General features: G+C 60.3%; 20 protein-coding genes and 1 pseudogene. 11 read left to right on the top strand and 10 right to left on the bottom strand.

Annotated features, from left to right (window positions below; translation table 11 throughout):
• Positions 1 to 270: 270 nt before the first annotated feature.
• The 3 genes from ACCD00_RS25635 to ACCD00_RS25625 all read left to right on the top strand — a co-directional run bounded on the left by ACCD00_RS25635 (position 271) and on the right by ACCD00_RS25625 (position 2,103).
• Positions 271 to 1,044 carry a 1,6-dihydroxycyclohexa-2,4-diene-1-carboxylate dehydrogenase gene (locus ACCD00_RS25635; RefSeq protein ID WP_413428106.1) on the top strand — a complete coding sequence of 258 codons (774 nt, stop codon included), beginning with the start codon at positions 271 to 273 and terminating at the stop codon, positions 1,042 to 1,044.
• A gap of 42 nt (positions 1,045 to 1,086) precedes the next feature.
• A complete protein-coding gene (locus ACCD00_RS25630; protein ID WP_413428105.1) occupies positions 1,087 to 1,785 on the top strand; it encodes an alpha/beta hydrolase in 699 nt (232 codons plus the stop codon).
• Positions 1,786 to 1,902: 117 nt separating this feature from the next.
• The gene (locus ACCD00_RS25625; protein ID WP_413428104.1) at positions 1,903 to 2,103 is read left to right on the top strand and encodes an SPOR domain-containing protein; all 201 of its coding nucleotides are present in this window, start codon (positions 1,903 to 1,905) and stop codon (positions 2,101 to 2,103) included.
• 151 nt (positions 2,104 to 2,254) lie between these two features.
• Here ACCD00_RS25625 and osmE read toward each other — a convergent pair whose 3' ends face one another.
• Positions 2,255 to 2,605, bottom strand: coding sequence for an osmotically-inducible lipoprotein OsmE (osmE, locus tag ACCD00_RS25620; RefSeq protein ID WP_413428103.1), 351 nt, complete (start codon positions 2,603 to 2,605; stop codon positions 2,255 to 2,257).
• A 13-nt stretch (positions 2,606 to 2,618) separates the two neighbouring features.
• A complete protein-coding gene (locus ACCD00_RS25615) occupies positions 2,619 to 2,858 on the bottom strand; it encodes a hypothetical protein (protein WP_085718877.1) in 240 nt (79 codons plus the stop codon).
• 195 nt (positions 2,859 to 3,053) lie between these two features.
• On the opposite strand from ACCD00_RS25615, the gene ACCD00_RS25610 reads away from it, so the two are divergent.
• The gene (locus tag ACCD00_RS25610) at positions 3,054 to 3,389 is read left to right on the top strand and encodes a hypothetical protein (protein ID WP_413428102.1); all 336 of its coding nucleotides are present in this window, start codon (positions 3,054 to 3,056) and stop codon (positions 3,387 to 3,389) included.
• Between the two features lie 56 nt (positions 3,390 to 3,445).
• Here ACCD00_RS25610 and ACCD00_RS25605 read toward each other — a convergent pair whose 3' ends face one another.
• Positions 3,446 to 4,006 carry an RrF2 family transcriptional regulator gene (locus ACCD00_RS25605; protein ID WP_413428101.1) on the bottom strand — a complete coding sequence of 187 codons (561 nt, stop codon included), beginning with the start codon at positions 4,004 to 4,006 and terminating at the stop codon, positions 3,446 to 3,448.
• A 319-nt stretch (positions 4,007 to 4,325) separates the two neighbouring features.
• On the opposite strand from ACCD00_RS25605, the gene ACCD00_RS25600 reads away from it, so the two are divergent.
• From ACCD00_RS25600 to ACCD00_RS25585, 4 genes are all read left to right on the top strand, one after another.
• The gene (locus ACCD00_RS25600; protein ID WP_413428100.1) at positions 4,326 to 5,528 is read left to right on the top strand and encodes an NAD(P)/FAD-dependent oxidoreductase; all 1,203 of its coding nucleotides are present in this window, start codon (positions 4,326 to 4,328) and stop codon (positions 5,526 to 5,528) included.
• 134 nt (positions 5,529 to 5,662) lie between these two features.
• The gene (locus ACCD00_RS25595; RefSeq protein ID WP_413428099.1) at positions 5,663 to 6,952 is read left to right on the top strand and encodes an NAD(P)/FAD-dependent oxidoreductase; all 1,290 of its coding nucleotides are present in this window, start codon (positions 5,663 to 5,665) and stop codon (positions 6,950 to 6,952) included.
• Between the two features lie 25 nt (positions 6,953 to 6,977).
• Positions 6,978 to 7,532: a helix-turn-helix domain-containing protein gene (locus ACCD00_RS25590; protein WP_008021279.1), complete on the top strand. Its 555-nt coding sequence runs from the start codon at positions 6,978 to 6,980 to the stop codon at positions 7,530 to 7,532.
• Between the two features lie 20 nt (positions 7,533 to 7,552).
• A complete protein-coding gene (locus ACCD00_RS25585) occupies positions 7,553 to 8,899 on the top strand; it encodes a glutamine synthetase family protein (protein WP_413428098.1) in 1,347 nt (448 codons plus the stop codon).
• A gap of 183 nt (positions 8,900 to 9,082) precedes the next feature.
• On the opposite strand, the gene ACCD00_RS25580 is transcribed toward ACCD00_RS25585, so the two are convergent.
• The 5 genes from ACCD00_RS25580 to ACCD00_RS25560 form a co-directional block, all read right to left on the bottom strand.
• Positions 9,083 to 10,447 carry a purine-cytosine permease family protein gene (locus ACCD00_RS25580; protein WP_413428097.1) on the bottom strand — a complete coding sequence of 455 codons (1,365 nt, stop codon included), beginning with the start codon at positions 10,445 to 10,447 and terminating at the stop codon, positions 9,083 to 9,085.
• A gap of 5 nt (positions 10,448 to 10,452) precedes the next feature.
• Positions 10,453 to 11,130, bottom strand: coding sequence for an isochorismatase family cysteine hydrolase (locus ACCD00_RS25575; RefSeq protein WP_413428096.1), 678 nt, complete (start codon positions 11,128 to 11,130; stop codon positions 10,453 to 10,455).
• Positions 11,131 to 11,221: 91 nt separating this feature from the next.
• The gene (locus ACCD00_RS25570; protein WP_413428095.1) at positions 11,222 to 11,374 is read right to left on the bottom strand and encodes a hypothetical protein; all 153 of its coding nucleotides are present in this window, start codon (positions 11,372 to 11,374) and stop codon (positions 11,222 to 11,224) included.
• 148 nt (positions 11,375 to 11,522) lie between these two features.
• Positions 11,523 to 12,566, bottom strand: a complete 1,044-nt coding sequence (locus tag ACCD00_RS25565) for an LLM class flavin-dependent oxidoreductase (RefSeq protein WP_413428094.1) — start codon at positions 12,564 to 12,566, stop codon at positions 11,523 to 11,525.
• A gap of 231 nt (positions 12,567 to 12,797) precedes the next feature.
• Complete coding sequence (locus tag ACCD00_RS25560) at positions 12,798 to 13,283, bottom strand: flavin reductase family protein (protein ID WP_008000480.1); 486 nt, start codon at positions 13,281 to 13,283, stop codon at positions 12,798 to 12,800.
• A 324-nt stretch (positions 13,284 to 13,607) separates the two neighbouring features.
• Between ACCD00_RS25560 and ACCD00_RS25555 the strand changes: the two genes are divergently transcribed.
• Positions 13,608 to 15,014 carry a purine-cytosine permease family protein gene (locus ACCD00_RS25555; protein ID WP_413428093.1) on the top strand — a complete coding sequence of 469 codons (1,407 nt, stop codon included), beginning with the start codon at positions 13,608 to 13,610 and terminating at the stop codon, positions 15,012 to 15,014.
• A 162-nt stretch (positions 15,015 to 15,176) separates the two neighbouring features.
• On the opposite strand, the gene ACCD00_RS25550 is transcribed toward ACCD00_RS25555, so the two are convergent.
• Positions 15,177 to 15,797, bottom strand: coding sequence for a glutathione S-transferase family protein (locus tag ACCD00_RS25550; protein ID WP_413428092.1), 621 nt, complete (start codon positions 15,795 to 15,797; stop codon positions 15,177 to 15,179).
• Between the two features lie 356 nt (positions 15,798 to 16,153).
• Between ACCD00_RS25550 and ACCD00_RS25545 the strand changes: the two genes are divergently transcribed.
• Together ACCD00_RS25545 and ACCD00_RS25540 are read left to right on the top strand one after the other, a co-directional pair.
• Positions 16,154 to 17,479, top strand: coding sequence for an OprD family porin (locus ACCD00_RS25545; RefSeq protein ID WP_413428091.1), 1,326 nt, complete (start codon positions 16,154 to 16,156; stop codon positions 17,477 to 17,479).
• A 315-nt stretch (positions 17,480 to 17,794) separates the two neighbouring features.
• Positions 17,795 to 18,895, top strand: coding sequence for a polyamine ABC transporter substrate-binding protein (locus ACCD00_RS25540; RefSeq protein WP_413428090.1), 1,101 nt, complete (start codon positions 17,795 to 17,797; stop codon positions 18,893 to 18,895).
• Between the two features lie 5 nt (positions 18,896 to 18,900).
• On the opposite strand, the pseudogene ACCD00_RS25535 reads toward ACCD00_RS25540, so the two are convergent.
• A pseudogene (locus tag ACCD00_RS25535) lies at positions 18,901 to 19,017 on the bottom strand (metal ABC transporter ATP-binding protein); the annotation flags it as partial.
• Between the last annotated feature and the right edge of the window lie 136 nt (positions 19,018 to 19,153).

Here is a 19,153-nt window from a genome sequence, read left to right as displayed (position 1 = left end):
AACCCCCCTGGGGCGGGGGCGGCTCCCCCCCCCCCCCCACACCAAAAAAAAATCCAACCCCCCGCCCCCCCCGCCTCCCCCCCCCCCCCCCCCTCCCACAGTTGGTAGTGGTCGTACACAAATGCCGTGCCCGACACAGGACGCATGTGGGAGCGGGTTTGCTCGCGAAGAGGCCGGAACATCCAACCTTGATATTGCCCGTGACACCGCTTTCGCGAGCGGGTGATTGAAACCGTACACAGATATCGGGCCCGACAAAGAGAGGTACACATGAACAGATTTCACGAAAAAGTCGCACTGATCACCGGCGCCGCCCAAGGCATCGGGCGGCGGGTGGCCGAGCGTATGGCCGCGGAAGGGGCGAAGCTGATCCTGGTGGATCGTTCCGAACTGGTGTTCGAAGTGCAGCAACACCTGGCGCCAACCGGCCAGGTTCTGGCCCTGACCGCCGACCTTGAGCAATACGAGGAATGCTGCCGGGTGATGCAAACCGCCGTCGAGCGATTCGGACGCCTCGACGTGTTGATCAACAACGTCGGCGGCACGATCTGGGCCAAGCCGTTCGAGCACTATGAAGCGTCGCAGATCGAGGCCGAGGTTCGCCGTTCGCTGTTCCCGACCTTGTGGTGTTGCCATGCGGCGCTGCCGTTCATGCTGGAGCAGGGCAGCGGGGCGATCGTCAACGTTTCCTCCATCGCCACCCGCAGTCTCAACCGCGTGCCCTATGGCGCGGCAAAGGGTGGGGTGAATGCCTTGACCGCTTGTCTGGCGTTCGAAACCGCCGGTCGTGGCGTGCGGGTCAACGCCACTGCACCTGGCGGCACCGAAGCACCGCCGCGACGCATACCGCGCAACGGTGCCGAGCAGAGTGAGCAGGAAAAACACTGGTACCAGCAGATCGTCGACCAGACCCTCGACAGCAGTTTGATGAAACGCTACGGCACCCTGGATGAGCAGGCGGGGGCTATTCTGTTTCTGGCCAGCGACGAAGCGTCCTATATCACCGGCATGGTCATGCCCGTGGGCGGCGGCGATCAGGGCTGACGCGAGCGACAGACAACCCCATCCGCAATCGGAGACATGATGATGAGTGTCAAACCCACGATCGTGCTGGTCCATGGTTTTTGGGGCGGCGCTGCCCACTGGAACAAGGTCATCGTCAAATTGCTCGGCCGGGGTGACACGCACATTCGTGCCGTCGAGTTGCCGCTGACGTCCCTGGCCGAGGATGCCGAGCGTACACGCAAGATGGTCGCCCAGCTGCCCGGTCCGGTGCTGCTGGTGGGGCATTCCTATGGCGGTGCGGTGATCACTGAAGCGGGTGATTTGCCGAATGTGGTTGGGCTGGTGTACATCGCCGCCTTCGCGCCGGACGCTGGTGAAAGCCCCGGTAGTATCACGGAACGGCATCTGCCTGCGGCGGCGGCCAACCTGGCTCCCGACAGCGATGGATACCTGTGGGTCAAGCCTGAGCTTTATCACGAAAGCTTCTGCCAGGACCTGCCGGCGACCGAAGGGTTGGTCATGGGGGTCACCCAGAAAGCGCCGCTGGCCAGGACCTTCGGTGACGTCATCAGCAAGGTGGCCTGGAAGAAAAAACCATCGTGGTATCAGATTTCCAGCGCAGACCGGATGATCGCGCCGCAAAACCAGCAATGGATGGCCGAGCGGCTCAACGCCCGGGAGATTCTGACCTTGAACGCCAGCCATGCGTCATTGGCGTCGATGCCCGCCGAAGTGGCGGCATTGATCGACAGGGCAGCGACGGCGTTGGCCGAGGGTTAAGGTCCAAATGCAACCGGAATGGGGAATTTCCATGGCGACATCTGGTCGGTATTTCACAGAAGGGTGGGTGTAAGGTAAGCAAGTCAACCTGAGAACACTGCCCAGGAGGAGGTGACTATGAGCGTTCCGATGTTGAACAAAATGCATATGAACGGTTACGACGTACTCAGCGTGAACAACGGCCCCTGGCGGGTATGCACCCAGGGTGACCGGCTTGGCTCGTTTGGCAGTCGGGAAGAGGCACTGGCGTTTGCCGCGTCGTTGCCCGGCTACAGGGCTCGTGCAGGCAGGCCAGCGGGCAGCCATCAAACAAAATGAACTCATGCCCGAAGCCTCGGTTCGCCGGTAATCGCCTGTAGGAGCGAGCTTGCTCGCGATGGTCGCTAACGATAACGCGTGTTTCCTGGCTAAACTCGGCGCGTTTGAGTCCATCGCGAGCAGGCTCGCTCCTACAAAATCCGTGAGGGCGCTAGTAGCCACCGCCTCCGCTGGGGCGGGAGGGTTCCCGGGCTTTTTGCTGCATGTGGCTCCATTCCGCGCAGGTCATGAAGCTCTTGTGGTCAACCATGCCACGGCCGTCGAAGCTGACGTTGTACGGCTGCTGATGGCCGGCCTGAGTCAGCCTGTAGTCAAAGCACGTACCGGGTTCGACGGTACGATCGGTGACCGCCATGGGCTGGCCGCCGATTTGCCGGACTTGCTCCTGAGTCATGCCGGTGTTGACTTTCGCAACCAGCGGCTGGTCCTGGTAGATCGAGTTGGTGCTGCAGCCTGTCAACGCCGTCAGTGCAACGACCAGCGTGAATAGAGGCCTGTTCATGGCAGCGCTCCCGCTATTGAGCCTTGTTGCGGCTAATGACCTTGGCTTTCACTTCCTCGGCATAGCCGGACAGTTTTGCTTCATCGCCCTGAAATAAAGAACACAGTCTTTTAACGGCTTGCGCGTCGGCTTCGCTCCCGAGCAGGCGCAATTGCTCCTCTATGCGCAGAAGCTCCACTGCCGACCAGCGCAAATCTGACGCAAGCCCTTGCAGATCACGCCGAAGCTGCTGTTCCGATTCGTTAAGCCACATGATGACCTCCTGAATACTACACTCCGGAATTTTAGACCCGTTTACCGGATGTTGTGTTCGTCTGAATCAGCCGGGCTTCCTTTGGTCGGGGAACTAACCGAGAGAAGCGATATCAATGACAGTCGCCGAATCGTCGGGATGGCTGTACGGCCGACGGCAAGCTACATTTTCTTATTTCGAATTCAAGGAAACAGCATGCGGATGTTGATGGGGGGAGTCGCGCTGGCATTGCTGGCCGGGTGTTCGTTGCCGGCATCGCTGGTTCCGGGCGAGCCGAATGTCAGCAAGCACAGCGCGAAGGCGCCAAAAGAGTATGCGGCGTGTGTGTTGCCTGCCTGGCAAAAGGAAGTAGCGAATACGACCCAGGTTTCGATATCCAACGGATATCGGATCACCGCGCCCAGCGTGATCACGGCCGACGAAGTGCTGGATATCGTGAAGTACAAGGATGGCAGCCGGATTTCGCTGTATCAGGGGCCACCCTGGGCCAAATCCGGCGACCTGCGCCAAATCGTCCGCGACTGTTTGTAAGCGCGCAAGAGTGAAAAAAACCGGATGCCTGGCGTGCATCCGGTTTTTTGTGTGGGTCAGTCTGAAAGATCGGTCGTCGGGATGAGTTGCTCACTGCCCTGGGCGGCACTTTTGCGCTCCCGGCGCTCGTTCATCCAGTTTTCCACCTTTACACCGAATTCCGGCGGGGCTTTGCGCCCGAGCTTCCTGGCGATGTCCAGGATGGTCTGTTGGGCGAGGGCCTCTTCCATGCGTTTTTGCGCAACCATCATTGCGCCATGGACCGCGCACGGACCGTCCAGTGCCCATTCAGGCGGGGCACCGTCAAACACGGCGCAACGGCCACGGATCTCCCGACAATCGAAAATCGACTTGCGACCGTCGATGGCGTTGACGATATCCAGCAGGGTTATTTCGTCAGCGGGCCGGGCCAGCTTGAAGCCGCCGCGCATGCCCTCGGTGGCGACCACCAGTTTGCCTTTGGCCAGTTTGGTGAAGATTTTCGCCAGATAGTCCAGGGGAACGCCTTGCAGTTCGGCAAGGTCACGCACGCTCGCCTCGCGAGAGTCGCCGCCATTGCCTACGAGAAAAAGCAGGCAGTGGATGCCGTACTCGACACCCGCGCTGTAAAGAGACATACAGATCTCCGACTTGATTAGTCGCCAATTCTAACAGCCGAAAGCAAGCCGGGCAACGAATCGTCGCGTCCTGAATTTTCTTTTCCAGCGTGAAACGCCGGCGCCATACGCGTTCTTGAGCCTTTTCTGAGAAGGCATCGTTGCTTTCGATGCCTGTCATCAAAAAATACGGGTTGCAGAATTTAACTTGGATCAATACAGTCGTAGTTATTCGGGCGGCACAGGTGAGCGATTTTCGAACGACACCGACCTCATGCCCGCTCCCGATGAGCGTGACCCATCACGATCGACAACACTTGTTTATCCTCTGGAGTTAAAAATGAAACAGCACATTCTGGTGATCGGCGCAGGTTTCGGTGGCATGTGGACCGCTTTGAGTGCCACGCGTCTGTTCGACATTCATGGCCACAACGATGTTGAAGTGACCGTGCTGGCTCCTCAGGCCGAACTGCGTGTGCGTCCGCGCTTCTACGAGCCGAACGCCCATCAACTGGCCGCGCCGATTGGCGATCTGTTCGATGCTGTAGGGGTCAGGTTCATCAAGGGTGCGGCGCAGACCATCAACGTCGCGCAGAAGCAGATCGGCTATGTCGATGCCGCAGGGACCCCGCAAGTCTGCAGCTACGACAAACTCGTTCTGGCTACCGGCAGTCGCCTGGCTTCGTCGAACACCCCGGGCGTGGCCGAACATGCCTTCGACGTCGATCAGATCGAACAGGCCGTGCGCCTGGAAAACCACCTCAAGGCGCTGGCCAATCAGCCCGAAAGCACGGCACGCAACACGGTGGTAGTGGCCGGTGGCGGTTTCACCGGGATCGAAACCGCGACTGAAATGCCGACCCGCCTGCGGGCCATCTTCGGTGACCGTGCCGACATCAATGTGATCATCGTTGACCGCGGCGACAAGGTTGGCGGCTCGATGGGTGAGCAAATCGCAGAGTCGATCGTCGAGGCCAGCGTGGCGACCGGCGTGAAATGGCACTTGAAAGCCTCGGTCGTGTCGGTCGATGCCAACGGCGTGACCCTGTCCGACGGTGCGCGAATCGATACCAAGACCGTGGTCTGGACCACCGGCGTTCGCGCCAGCTCCCTGACCGAGCAGATTCCGGCCGAACGCGATCACCTGGGCCGCCTGCATGTCGACGCACACCTGAAAGTCATTGGCCAGGACGACATCTTCGCCACCGGCGACGTTGCCTGTGCGGCCAGTGACGAGATCGGCAACTACGCCTTGATGACCTGCCAGCACGCAATTTCCCTGGGCCGCCATGCCGGCAACAACGTCGCCGCGCAGATTCTCGGTGTCGACCCGACGCCGTACAGCCAGCCGAAATACGTGACCTGCCTCGACCTGGGTGCCTGGGGCGCGGTCTATACCGAGGGCTGGGACCGTCAGGTGAAGTTGGTCAAGCATGAAGCCAAGGCATTGAAGACTCAGATCAACACCCAGTGGATCTACCCGCCAGCGGCTGACCGTGTCACTGCATTGGCTTCGGCGGACCCGATGATTCCCGTGGCCTGATCCGAATATCGCACCTGAATAAAAAATCCCGCTCGGGTTCGCCTGAGCGGGATTTTTTTACGCCTTGATTGCCTGTGTGAAATTTACCGTGTATTTTTTCATGAAATTAAAAATACAAAATTTCACGAGGCCGTATGTTTCAGCAATCCACCCGGCATGTCGCCAGTTACTACGCCCATTCCTGCGCCGATCGTCTGGTCGATCGAGCCGCACTGGAAGGTGAGCAAGACACTGAAGTGCTGATCATCGGGGCCGGTTTCAGCGGTTTGCACACGGCGTTGCGCCTGGCGCTGGCCGGCAAGCGCGTGACCTTGCTCGAAGCCAGCCGGGTGGCCTGGGCCGCGTCCGGGCGTAATGGCGGACAGGCGATTCTCGGCTGGTCGTGCGACATGCCACCGCTGGAAGCGGCGCTGGGATACGAACGGGCGCGACGACTGTGGGACGGCATGCGCAGGGCCGCGCGCGAACTGCGTGATTTGCCCGGTCGCCATGAATTCGATTGCGACTACCGCGCCGGCCATCTCTGGACTTCGGTGATGCCGCGGCGAGTGGGGCTGCTGACCGAGTGGCAAGACGAGGCGAGCCACAAGTGGGGCCATGACAAACTGCAATTTATCGAGCGCAGCGATTTGCCGCAGTGGGTCGCCAGCGAGCGTTATCAGGCCGGCCTGTTCGATCCCGAGGGCGGGCATTTGAACCCGCTGAAACTGGCCCTGGGCCTCGCAGATGCGATTGAGCGGGCCGGTGGCCGCATCCATGAGCAAAGCAAGGCGCTGAGCTATGGCGAGGAGGGCGACGGCTTTGTGGTGACCACCGAGCGCGGTCGCATCCGCGCCGATGTGCTGGTGCTGGCGTGCAACGCTTACCTCGATCGACTCGACCCGCAACTGGCCAGTTGCGTGTTGCCGGTCGGGACGTATCAGGTCGCGACCGCGCCGCTGACGACGGAGCAAGCCACCGCGCTGCTGCCGAGCAACGTGTGTGTGACCGACAACCAGTTCGTGCTCGACTATTTCCGGCGCACCCCGGATAACCGCCTGCTGTTCGGTGGCGGTTGCACATACCTGGGCGGGATGCCAAAGGACATCGCCGCGGCGACCCGGCCGTTCCTGGAGCGCGTGTTTCCGCAGCTCACGGGCGTCGAACTGGAGTTTGCCTGGGGCGGACACATCGACCTGACCCTCAAGCGCACACCGGATATCGGACGGCGCGGCGACCTGTACTGGATGCAGGGCTATTCCGGGCATGGCGTGCTGCCGACGCTGGCCGCGGCGCGGGCGGTGTCCGACGCGGTACTCGGTCAACCCGACGAGCTGTCCCTGTACCAGGGCCTGAACAACGGCAGTTTTCCCGGCGGCAAATACCTGGCCGCGCCGCTGGAAGCCATCGGCAAGGCCTGGTATCGACTGCGCGACAGTATTTGAAGCGACACTTTCTGGAAGCCTCAAGATGGACATGCAAGAAGAAATCTCGGCGCTGGCGATCCTGATCCAGGACCTGCGCAAACACAAGAAGTACACCCTGAAGGAACTGGCGGACAAAATCGGTCGCTCCGTCGGTTTCCTGTCCCAGGTCGAGCGCGGACTGTCGCGCCCGACGGTGGCGGACCTGACCGCCATCAGCGAAACCCTGGGCGTGCCGACCACCTATTTCTACAGCCTGCCCAAACCCATGGCCCTGTCCTGGGTCACCCGCCCGGACGAGCGCCGCACGCTGTACTACGCCGACGGCATTACCGACATCCTCGTTTCGCCAAAAATGCGCGCCTCGTTCTCGATGCTCGAAAGCCGGCTCGAGCCCGGTGCCAGCAGCGGCGACCGGCACATGAAGGACAGCTCGGAGCAGGGCGGTTACGTCCTGGAAGGCGAGTTGACCCTGTGGCTCGACGACAACCAACCGGTGACCCTGCATCCCGGCGACAGCTTTCAACTGGCCAGCCATGCGCACTGCCGCTACGGCAACCTGTCCGACCAACCGACCCGCGTGCTCTGGGTTTACACCTGATAACAACAAGGAACAAATCGATGGATGCTGTGTGCTCTGAACTGCTGGCCGAGGTTCGCAACTTCCGCCACTGCAACCCCGAAGTGCGTTACGTCGACCTGATCTCCCTGGACATTCCGGGGCATTTCTACGGCAAGCGCTACCCGATCGAGATGCTCGAAAAAGTCGCTGCCGGCAGCGTGCTCAAGCTGCCGCAGAACTGCGTATTGCTCGGCACCCAGGGCGGGTTGTTCAAGATCGGTGATTACTGCTTCAACGACGGCGACCCGGATGCGCCCCGTCGCCTGGTGCCCGGCACACTGAAACGGGTGAGCTGGGAAAAACAGCCATTGGGCCAGATGCTGATCACCTCCGACGGCACGCAAAAACCGATTGTCTTCGAGCCCCGCGAGGTACTGGCGCAGGTGCTGGAGCGGCTCAAGCGCAAGGGTATTCATCCGGTGGTGGCGTTCGAACTGGAGTTCTACCTGTTCGACAGCCGCCTGAAGGACGGCTTGCCGCAATTTCCCCGTGACGAGCTGACCGGCGATGCCGATGATCAACCGAACATGCACATCGAACGCTTGTCGCGATTTGCCCCGGTGCTCGATGAAATGGTCGAGACCGCGCGTGAACAAGGCGTCGATGCCACGGTGATCACTGCCGAGCTCGGCCCGGGGCAGTTCGAAATCAACTTCGGCCATTGCGATGACGGCCTGCGCGCCGCCGATTGGGCCGCCCTGTTCTGCCGCAGCACCCGGGGCGTGGCGCTCAAGCACAACCTGCGCGCCAGCTTCATGGCCAAACCTTACTTGCAGCACCCCGGCAGCGGCATGCACGTGCATGTCAGCCTGTATGACGAGGCCGGCAACAATCTGTTGGCAGCGAACGGGCAGCGGGCGCTGCGTCATGCGGTGGCTGGTTGTCTGGATGTGTTGCCGCATTGCATGCCGATTTTTGCCCCGAACCACAATGCCATGCGCCGCCTGAGCGGCACGGTGAACGTCGCGTCGCGCGCCAGTTGGGGCTTCGAGGATCGCGATGCGTGTTTGCGCATACCGGAGTCGGACGTCAAGAACCTGCGCATTGAACACCGCCTGGCGGGCGCCGATGCCAACCCGTATCTGGCGTTGGCGGCGATTCTGGTGGGGTTGGAGCAAGGTCTGGAAGCGGAGCGCGAGCCGATTGCGCCGCTCAACGAAGACCGCAGCAGTGGCATCGACTTTCCGTTGGAAATGCTCGAAGCGGTGCAGTCCATGCAAAGTCATGCATCGCTGCGCGAAGGCTTGGGGGCGGAGTTTGTGGACGTCTATTGCGAAAACAAACGTCAGGATCATCTGGCATTTCTGCATGACATCAGCGCGCGGGAATATCGCTGGTTCCTCTAGTAAGCCTTAGAAAATATGTGGATATTTAAGGACTTGGAACGTTTATTAACTAGATAGTGAATAAAAATATCTTGTTACAGCGTGAAATATTCCGTAATATCCGCGCCGCGTTCACCACCACGGTTTATGCATTTTTAAATCCCAGGCGTCCATCAGCTGCCTGGGATTTTTTTTGCCTGGAATTTAGTCGGCTGCTGACTCCAGCATCGGTGCATGCTTGCCGAGCTTCATCAGCCAGTAATAACTCAGCGCCGGCACCAGCAGCCCGACGATCCACGCCAGGTCCACCCCGTCCAGCGCCGTGGCCACCGGGCCGACGTACAGCGTGGTGTTCATGAACGGAATTTCCAGGGCAATCGCCAGCAGGAAGCTGCCGCAGGCAATCCGGTTAACGCACCCGTAGATCCCGTTAACGTCGAAGATGTCGTCAATCCGGTACTGGCCTTTGCGCAGGCAGTAGTAGTCCACCAGGTTGATCGCCGTCCACGGGATCAGGAAGTAGCTCATGAAGAAGATGAAGTTCAGGAAGAAGTTGATGAAGTCGTCCTGACCGATGGTGCACAGGGCCGTGGCCACCAGGCTGATCAGCAGCATGAACACGCCGCGTACCCGCGGGGTCACCTTGAGTCGGGCGAAAGGTTCGATCACGGTGATGGTCGACATGAACGCGCCGTACAGGTTGAACACGTTGATCGACACCTGGCCGTAGACGATGAAGGCGAATAGCAGTACCGCGCCACTGCCGAACAGACCGGCGACATGCCCGCCGACGTTGCTGGAAAAGTCGCCGATGCCGACGCTCAGGATCGCCCCGAGAATCATCATCCACGCGCCGCCGCTGACCGTGCCCGCGTAGCTGTACCAGAACACCCGGGCGGTCGGCGTGCTGCTCGGCAGGTAGCGCGAGTAGTCGGCGACGTAAGGCGCATAGGACAGTTGCCAGGTCACGGCAATGCTCACCGCCACCAGGAACTTCGACAACGAGAAGCCGGTCGGTAGCCACTGTTCGGTCGGGATCGGCAACTGCAAGGCGAGCACCGTGGCGGCCACGAACACCACCAGCGACAGTATCGACAGCAGCTTCTGCAAGCGGTGAATCAACCGATAGCCATAGAGCGCGACGACGAAGCACAGCGCGCCGATCAGGTAGATGTTGCCGGACATCGGCAGCGGGCTGACGGACTCCAGTGCCTGGGCTGCGAGCAAGGTGTTGCTGACGAAGAAGCCCAGGTAAATCAGCATCACGAACAGCAGCGGCAACACGGCCCCCAACACGCCGAATTGCGCCCGGCTCTGGATCATTTGCGGAATGCCCAGCTTCGGTCCCTGTGCCGAGTGGGAGGCCATGAAAATCGCCCCCAGCAACGAGCCGACGATGATCGCCAGTGCGCTCCAGAACAGGTTGAGCCCCATCACCACCGGCAACACACCGGAGGCGATGGTGGTGATGTTCATGTTGGCGCCGAACCAGATGTAGAACAGCGAGCCCGGCTTGCCGTGGCGTTCGGTCTCGGGGATGAAATCGATGCTTCTTTTTTCGACTTGCATGGCGATCACTCCTGAGTCCGGACGAGGTGGGAATGCAGGCGGGCGATGGTGCCGGGCAGCTCATGGGGCTGGTGGGCAAACAGGTCCGGACGCTCGGGGATCAGGCTCAGGTAGTCGCGCTGTTCCAGGGCGCGCAGGCACTCGGTGGTGGTGAGGATTTCCAGCGAGTAGACCCAGTTGGCCATGATCAGCAGGGCCGAATAATGCCCGGCCTCGCTGGTCGTGGTGCAGGCATCACTGACCAGGCGCACGCGATAGCCCAGGGCGAAGGCATCGAACACGCTGGTCAGCACGCAGACGTCCGTCAGCACACCGCAGACGATCAGCGTATCGACCTCCAGTGCCTTGAGTCGGGCATCGAGGTCGGTGCGGTGAAAGGCACTGTAGCGGCCCTTGTCGATGATCAATTCACCGGACTGCGGCGTCAGCGACTCGATGATTTCCACTTGCCGGGTGCCGGCGCGGTAACTGCCGGGGCCACCGTCGGCGGCCAGGGGTTCACCGTGGGGCAGGTCACTGCCATCGGCTTGATTGATGTGGCGGGTATAGATGACCGGCATCCGCTGGTTGCGTGCGGTATCGAGCAGGGCGGCGGTATGGGCGACCACCCTGTCGAAGTTTTCCAGGACGAAACCGTCCTCCTGCTGCATGTCGATGATCAACAGCGCGTTGTTATTGTTCATTGGGCAAACCTGATCAAAGGCGAAACACAAGGCACCGCACACGCCATGCAATGGCGAGACGTAGGGTGCGTGATTGGCTGTTCGGGTGGGCTCAGTGAACTATTTGCCAGAAGCCGTTCTGCTTGGCCGAAACGCTGGCGCGCAGGCGCTTGAAGTGCAGGTGCGAAGCGGTCCATTCACCGCGCAGGTAAGCCCGCGCGGCGCCGGAGGGAAGGGCGAGTGATGGGAGACGACCAGTGAACATGGAAATCGACCCTTGTAGGAGCGAGCTCGCTCGCGAAAAACTCTGGACAACACGGTGATTCAGATGGCCCGCGTTATCGTTGGCGTCCATCGCGAGCGAGCTCGCTCCTACACCCCGGCTTCGCGTCCGGGGGAGCAGGGTGGCGCATTCAGCGGAACGCTGGCACCACATGCTTGATGAACAGCTCCAGGGATTTTTTCTTCTCCGCGTGGGGCAGGCTGTTATCGCACCAGAAGCTGAATTCGTCGACCCCCAGTTCCTGGTAGTACTTGATGCGCGGAATGATTTCTTCCGGGGTGCCGATCATGGCGGTCTTGTGCAGGCTTTCCAGTTCGAACTCGGGGCGACCGGCGAATTTCTCTTCCGGACTCGGCGCGAGGAAGCCGTTGACCGGGGTGGTCTTGTTGCCGAACCAGGCATCGAACGTGCGGTAGAACTTCGAGATCGCCCGAGCCCCGACTTCCCAGCCTTGCGGGTCGTCGGCGGTGTGCACGTGGGTGTGACGCAGCACCATCAGTTGCGGGCGCGGCACGCCAGGATTGTTGTCCAGGGCAGCCTGGAATTTGTTCTTCAGGTCGAGGACTTCTTCGTCGCCTTTCATCAGCGGCGTGACCATGACGTTGCAGCCGTTGGCCACGGCGAAGTTGTGCGAGTCCGGGTCGCGGGCGGCGATCCACATCGGCGGGTTCGGCTGCTGGATCGGCTTGGGCACGCTGGTGGACGTCGGGAATTTCCAGATATCGCCGTCATGGGCGTAATCGCCGTTCCACAGTGCGCGCACCACCGGCACCATTTCGCGCAATGCCTGGCCGCCGGAGGAGGCTGGCATGCCGCCGGCCATGCGGTCGAATTCGATCTGGTAGGCGCCACGGGCCAGACCGACTTCCATGCGGCCATTGCTGATCACGTCGAGCAATGCGCATTCGCCGGCCACCCGCAGCGGGTGCCAGAACGGCGCGATGATGGTGCCGGCGCCCAGGTGAATGGTGGTGGTCTTGCCCGCCAGATAAGCCAGCAGTGGCATCGGGCTTGGCGAGATGGTGTATTCCATGGAGTGGTGTTCGCCAATCCACACGGTGCTGAAACCACCGGCCTCGGCCATCAGGGTCAGTTCGGTCAGGTCTTCGAACAACTGGCGGTGGCTGACGCTTTCGTCCCAACGTTCCATGTGTACGAACAGGGAAAACTTCATGACGTTTACCTCGGATCTTTTGTTATCGGCCTGTCGACTGCGGGCTCGTTGAATATTGGTATACCATAATACATATTTTCCGCAAATGACTTCTCATCGCGGCTAACGCTAACCAGTGTGGGAGCGGGCTTGCTCGCGAAGACGGAGTGTCAGTCAACACATATGCCGCCTGGCAGTTCGCTTTCGCGAGCAAGCCCGCTCCCACAGGGGTATGCGGTGATATCAGAGGGATCAGGCAAGCACCGGTAAAGCGCCCATCTTGCCGTGGCAATACACCAGTGGCCCGCTGCTCTGGCGGGGCACGATCAGGTTTTTCACGGCGCCGACCATGATGGCGTGGTCGCCACCTTCATATTCGCGCCACAGCTCACATTCGATGACCGCCGTGGCATTGGCCAGAATCGGGTTGCCCAGTTCGCTGAGCGTCCACTCGATCCCCTGGGCCTTGTCCTTGCCTTTGCGCGCGAAGGCATAGGCTTCGTTTTGCTGGCCGCCGGAGAGCACGTGGATGGCAAAACGCTTGTTCTTGATCAAGACCGGGTAGGAGTCGGAGCTGTAGTTCGGGCAGAACAGCACCAGGGCCGGGTCCATCGACAGCGAGCTGAAGGCGCTGGCGGTCAGGCCGACGATTTGCCCGTCGTCATCCAGGGTGGTGATCACGGTCACTCCGGACGGGAACGAACCCATGACTTGTTTGTAGATGGCGGCATCGATCATTGGACGGTCCTCGGGTGGTGTGACGCGTTTTTTATGTGTTTGTAGGTCTGATGGTATACCGTAATACATCGATTGCAAGGTCTTTTTGGGTGAACCGATAAACGTACGTCTTTCGTCGGGAACTCAATGATTACGGGGCTTTAAGCTATCCAGAGCTGGCGTGAATCGGGCAGGATGCCGGTTCAGATGCGTGCTCAAAGACCGGTTCAGTCTTGTTTAAAGTTTGGAATACCATAATATGGTCGGCATCTGAGGGGCGGCCAGAGAGTCCCCCCGGTTTGGCTTCATACAAAGATAAGAACAGACCAACTCGAGTTCATGCACATGTCCCAGATGTCCCGGCAAGATCCGTTGATCGAGAATCACACGGTCGACTACGTTCCACTCGCAGAGCGCCACGGGAAGGCCCGCGATCTTTTCACTCTGTGGTTCAGCACCAACATCGCGCCACTGCCCATCGTCACCGGCGCCATGGTGGTCCAGGTGTTCCACCTCAACCTGTTCTGGGGCCTGCTGGCGATTGCGCTCGGGCACATGGTCGGTGGTCTGGTGATTGCGCTCGCATCGGCCCAGGGACCGTGCATGGGCATTCCGCAGATGGTGCAGAGCCGTGGTCAGTTCGGCCGCTATGGCGCGCTGCTGATCGTGTTCTTCGCAGCACTGATCTACATCGGTTTCTTCATTTCCAACATCGTGTTGGCGGGCAAATCGATTGTCGGCATTGCGCCGTCGGTTCCGGTGCCGGCCAGCATCCTCATCGGTGCCCTCAGCGCCACGGCCATCGGGGTGATCGGTTATCGCTTCATCCATACCCTCAACCGCATCGGCACCTGGGTCATGGGCAGTGCCTTGCTGGCCGGTTTCCTCTACATCTTCGCCCATGACCTGCCGGCGGACTTCTTCACTCGCGGCGGGTTCAACCTGTCCGGCTGGCTGGCCACGGTCTCGCTGGGCATCATCTGGCAAATCAGTTTCTCGCCGTATGTGTCGGACTACTCGCGCTACCTGCCGGCGGACATCGGCATCACCCGGCCGTTCTTCGCCACTTACCTGGGGGCGACCCTGGGCACGATCCTGTCGTTCACTTTCGGTGCCGTGGCGGTACTGGCTACCCCGGAAGGCACCGAGGCGATGGCGGCGGTGAAGCAGTCCACCGGTTGGCTGGGGCCGATCCTGATGGTGCTGTTCCTGCTCAACATCATCAGCCACAACGCCTTGAATCTGTACGGCGCGGTGCTGTCGATCATCACCTCGATCCAGACCTTCGCCAGCCAGTGGACGCCCAGCATCAAGGTGCGCGTGGTGTTGTCGAGCATCGTGCTGGCGGGTTGCTGCGTGGTGGCGCTGGGTGCCTCGGCGAATTTCATCTCGCAGTTCATCGGCCTGATCCTGGCGCTGTTGCTGGTGTTGGTGCCGTGGGCCTCGATCAACTTGATCGACTTTTACCTGATCAAGGGTCGTCGCTATGACATCGCGTCGATCTTCCGGGCCGACGGCGGCATCTACGGTCGCTTCAACCTGCACGCGATCATTGCCTACTTCATCGGCATCATCGTGCAGCTGCCATTCGCCAATACTTCACTGTACGTCGGCCCGTACGCCAATCTGGTAGATGGCGCGGACCTGTCGTGGCTGGTGGGGCTGGTGGTGACGTGCCCGTTGTATTACTGCCTCGCTACGCGAAGCCAGGTGCAGGAAAGTCGCTCGGTGAAACTCGGCTACGCCGACTGAGGCGAAATCGTTTCGTGTTCGTGAGAAAATGCCCGGCATATTACGTCACTGTAGGAGCGAGCTTGCTCGCGATGGACTCAAGAGCACTGCGTTTAGTCAGTAAACACGCGTAATCGTTAACGACCATCGCGAGCAAGCTCGCTCCTACAGTGACGGCGACTCTCAGGAATGGTTGAACACATTCAGGCCGCGTTGCAGCGCCGGCCTGGCTTCGACCCTGTCGAACCAGCGCGATAGCTGAGGCAGTTGCGTCCAGTCCAGTCGATCACGGAACGCGGTGGCGATGGTGAACGCCATAATGTCGGCCATGGAGAACTGCTCTCCGGCCATGAATTCGTCCGTCAAAAAACGTTCCGAGTACGTCAGTTGCTCGATCACCCGCAGATCGATGATCGCCGCCGCCTTGTCCTGCCCCGCCTGGTGCAGGAAAAACGCGGCATGGCTGGGGGCGATGACATCGGTCACGAAAAAGAAATAGCGGTCGATCACCCGGATGCGCTCGGGCCCTGGCTGCGCCGGTGCCAGCCGTCCAGGCACCTTGGCATCGGCGTACTGGATGATGGCGTTGGACTGGTTGATGATCAGCATCGGCGTAGTCCCGTGATCGATCAGGGTCGGGACTTTCCCGGCCGGGTTTAGCGCCAGGAAGGCCGGCCCACGCTGCTCCTGTGCATACAGGTCCAGCTTGCGTGCCGTGTAGGCGATGCCCGACTCTTCCAGGGCAATCGCTGCCCGCAGACTGTTGCCCGTGTTGGCACCGAACAGCTCGATTTGATCGTTCATGAGTCATTGCTCTTGTCGGGACATGCAGGCAGTCGCCGAACACTGCCGATGAAATCAGTATGGTGAAAATTCGCCACACCGATATGCAAAAACAGTGACCGTCCATACCCCGGCGCGACAAGCCGTATCCCTCCACGAAAACTACTTTCGTCGCGTTTGATAATAGCCTCTCGAAATGTTTTAAGAGTTTCACAAGCCAGCCAGTCAACCCTCACCTCGAACGTCCCATGACTCATGTCACTCATCGAGCGCGCCTGATTTCGCGCCCGTGTTGAGCGCTGTTGCGTGGGCGGAAATCGGGTCCTGTCTGGCGGTGAAACCTTCAAATAACGATAAGAAACACCCAGGAGCACCGTATGTTCAAACGAGCGATTCCCACTGCAGTCCTGCTGGCCACCAGTTCGCTGTGCGTACAGGCCGCCGATAGCGCAGCCCATGGTTTTCTCGAAGACAGCAAGGCCAGCCTCTCGATGCGTACCCTGTACTTCAACAGCGACAATCGCGACGGCACGGCTGATCCTTCGAAAACCGAAGAAGCGGCCCAAGGGTTTGTGTTGCGCTATGAATCCGGGTTTACCCAGGGCGCGCTGGGGTTCGGGCTCGATGCCCAGGCATTGCTCGGCATCACACTGGACAGCGGAGCGGGGCGCCACGTCGGTAGCGGCATGATTCCTTCTGACGGCGACGGCGCGGCCGACACCTGGAGCAGCTTCGGTCCTACGGCGAAGATGCGCCTTGCCAGGACAGAATTTCGCTACGGCACCTTGCTGCCAAAGTTGCCGATCCTTCTGGCGAACGATGCTCGCGTGTTGCCGCAATCGTTTACCGGTGCCCAGCTCACCTCGAACGACATCGATGGCCTGACGTTGACCGGCGGTGTGCTTGAGCACGCGGTAGGGCGCGCCTCGACGGACCGCACAGGCTTGTCGGTCGCCGGCAGCACGCGCGAGAGCAACAAGTTCTATTACGCCGGTGGTGACTACAACCTCACCAAAACGCTTAAGACCCAGTATTACTTCGCGCAGCTGGAGGACTTCTACAACCAGAACTTCCTCGGCCTGACGCACATCCTGCCAATCGACAGCGCCAACTCACTGACCACCGACCTGCGCTACTTCCGCACCACCTCGAGCGGTGCCAACAGCTCGGCCTCCGGCCGCGCGCAAGGCTATCGGGTATCGGGCTACACCGACGACAACGACGGAGAAATCGACAACAGCACCTGGTCGGCGATGGTCACCTACACCCATGGCGGCCACGCGGTGTCGGTGGGGCATCAGCGTGTGGGCGATGGCAGCAACTTCGTCCAGCCCAACCAGGGCAGCCTGGTGGACAAAGGGGCGGGCGGCGGCAGTGTCTACCTGCCCACCGACAAGATGATCCAGAACTTTGCCCGGGCCGGCGAACAGACCAACTTCGGGCAGTACACCTACGACTTCGCGCCCTTGGGCGTGCCGGGCCTGAAAGCCTCGATCGTGTATTTGAAGGGCACGGACATCAAAGCGCAAAACGCCAGCGATCAGTCCGAGTGGGAGCGCGACATGACCCTGGACTACGTGTTGCAGTCGGGCACGTTCAAAGGGGTGGGTTTCACACTGCGTAACGCCAGGTCGAACACTGACACGGGCCGCAACGTGGATCAGAACCGGTTCATCATCAATTACACCTTGTCGCTGTTGTAGTCACATCACAACCCCAGTGGGAGCGAGCCTGCTCGCGAAGCGATGTGTCAGGCAGCACACCTAAGGTTTGCGGACCACCGCGGCGCTGATCAATACGGACACGTATTTTGGCCGTTTCGGTCTCCTTTTGGCCTGCCTCACGCTGTGAACCGGCCACGCCGTCAGTAAGAATCAGACGCGGGTTGCCGGTTCGGCAACCCCAGGTCAAATCACAACCAGACGCTTCACTTCCTTGCCCTTGGCAATTTTCAAGGCTGCTGCCGTGTACAGAACATAAAAACCATCGTACTCACGCCACACTTGGGGAAATGATCCATGGACTCAATGAAACGCATACTGGGCGCCACCGTTTGCGGGCTGTCGCTGCTGGCCAGCGCGGTGCAAGCCGAACAGCACGAATTGCGGGTGTACAACTGGGCGGACTACATCCTGCCGTCCGTGCCCAAGGATTTTGCCAAGGACACCGGGATCAAGGTGACCTGGGACACCTTCGACACCAACGAGTCCCTGGAAGCCAAGCTGCTCACCGGCAACTCGGGCTACGACCTGGTGGTGCCATCGAACCAGTTCATCGAAACCCAGATCAAGGCGGGGGTGTTCCAGAAACTCGACAAGTCCAGACTGCCGAACTGGTCGCACCAGGACCCGGCCTTGCTCAAGCTGCTGGACAAGAACGACCCCGGCAACCAGTACGGCGTGCCCTACATGTACGGCACCGTGCTGATCGGTTTCAACCCGGCCAAGGTCAAGGCGGCGCTTGGCGAGAATGCGCCGGTGGACAGCTGGGACCTGGTGTTCAAGCCCGAGAACATGGAGAAGCTCAAGGCCTGTGGCGTGGCGATGCTCGATTCGCCGTCGGAGATCCTGCCTCTGGCCCTGCATTACCTGGGGCTGGACCCGAACAGCCAGAACCCGGATGACTACGAAAAGGCCAAGGCGCTGATGCTCAAGGTTCGCCCTTACGTCACCTACTTCAACTCCGCCAAATACATGACCGACATCGCCAACGGCGATATCTGCGTGGCCATCGGTTACTCAGGCAGCTTCTATCAATTCGGCAATCGCGCCAAAGAGGCGGGCAACGGCGTGGTCGTCGACTGGCGCCTGCCCAAAGAAGGCGCGCCGATCTGGTTCGACACCTTCGCCATCCCGAAAAGCGCGAAGAACGTGGTCGAAGCCCACGAGTTCCTCAACAACCTGCTGGACCCGAAAGTCATCGCGCCGATCAGCGACTTCCTCGGTTACCCGAATGCCAACAAGGACTCGCTGGCGCTGATCGACAAGGACATCACCGGCAACCCGAACCTGACGCCGACCAGCGAGGCATTGAAGACGCTGTACGTCGTGCAGCCACTGCCGCAAAAGCTTGAGCGGGTGCGTACCCGGGTCTGGACCAGCATCAAGTCCGATCAGTAACACCAGGATCCTTGTGGGAGCGGGCTTGCTCGCGAATGCGGGGTCTCAGTCAATACATGTGTCGACTGACCCACCGCTTTCGCGAGCAAGCCCGCTCCCACGGGTTTTTGTGTGGGGCACAGGTGTTGTGTGCACCCAGGTTCGCTCGCACATTCAGTTGATGTCGAACACAAATCCCATGTCCGACAAAAAACACTGTGGGAGCGGGCTTGCTCGCGAAAGCGGTGGGTCAGTCGACACATGTATTGACTGAGACCC

Origin of the sequence: Pseudomonas sp. Pseusp3 (assembly GCF_047304225.1) — a bacterium.
GTDB classification, from domain to species: domain Bacteria; phylum Pseudomonadota; class Gammaproteobacteria; order Pseudomonadales; family Pseudomonadaceae; genus Aquipseudomonas; species Aquipseudomonas fluorescens_CD.
Note: the sequence above shows the minus strand (reverse complement) of the source record. Positions and strands in the feature narration are given on the sequence as shown.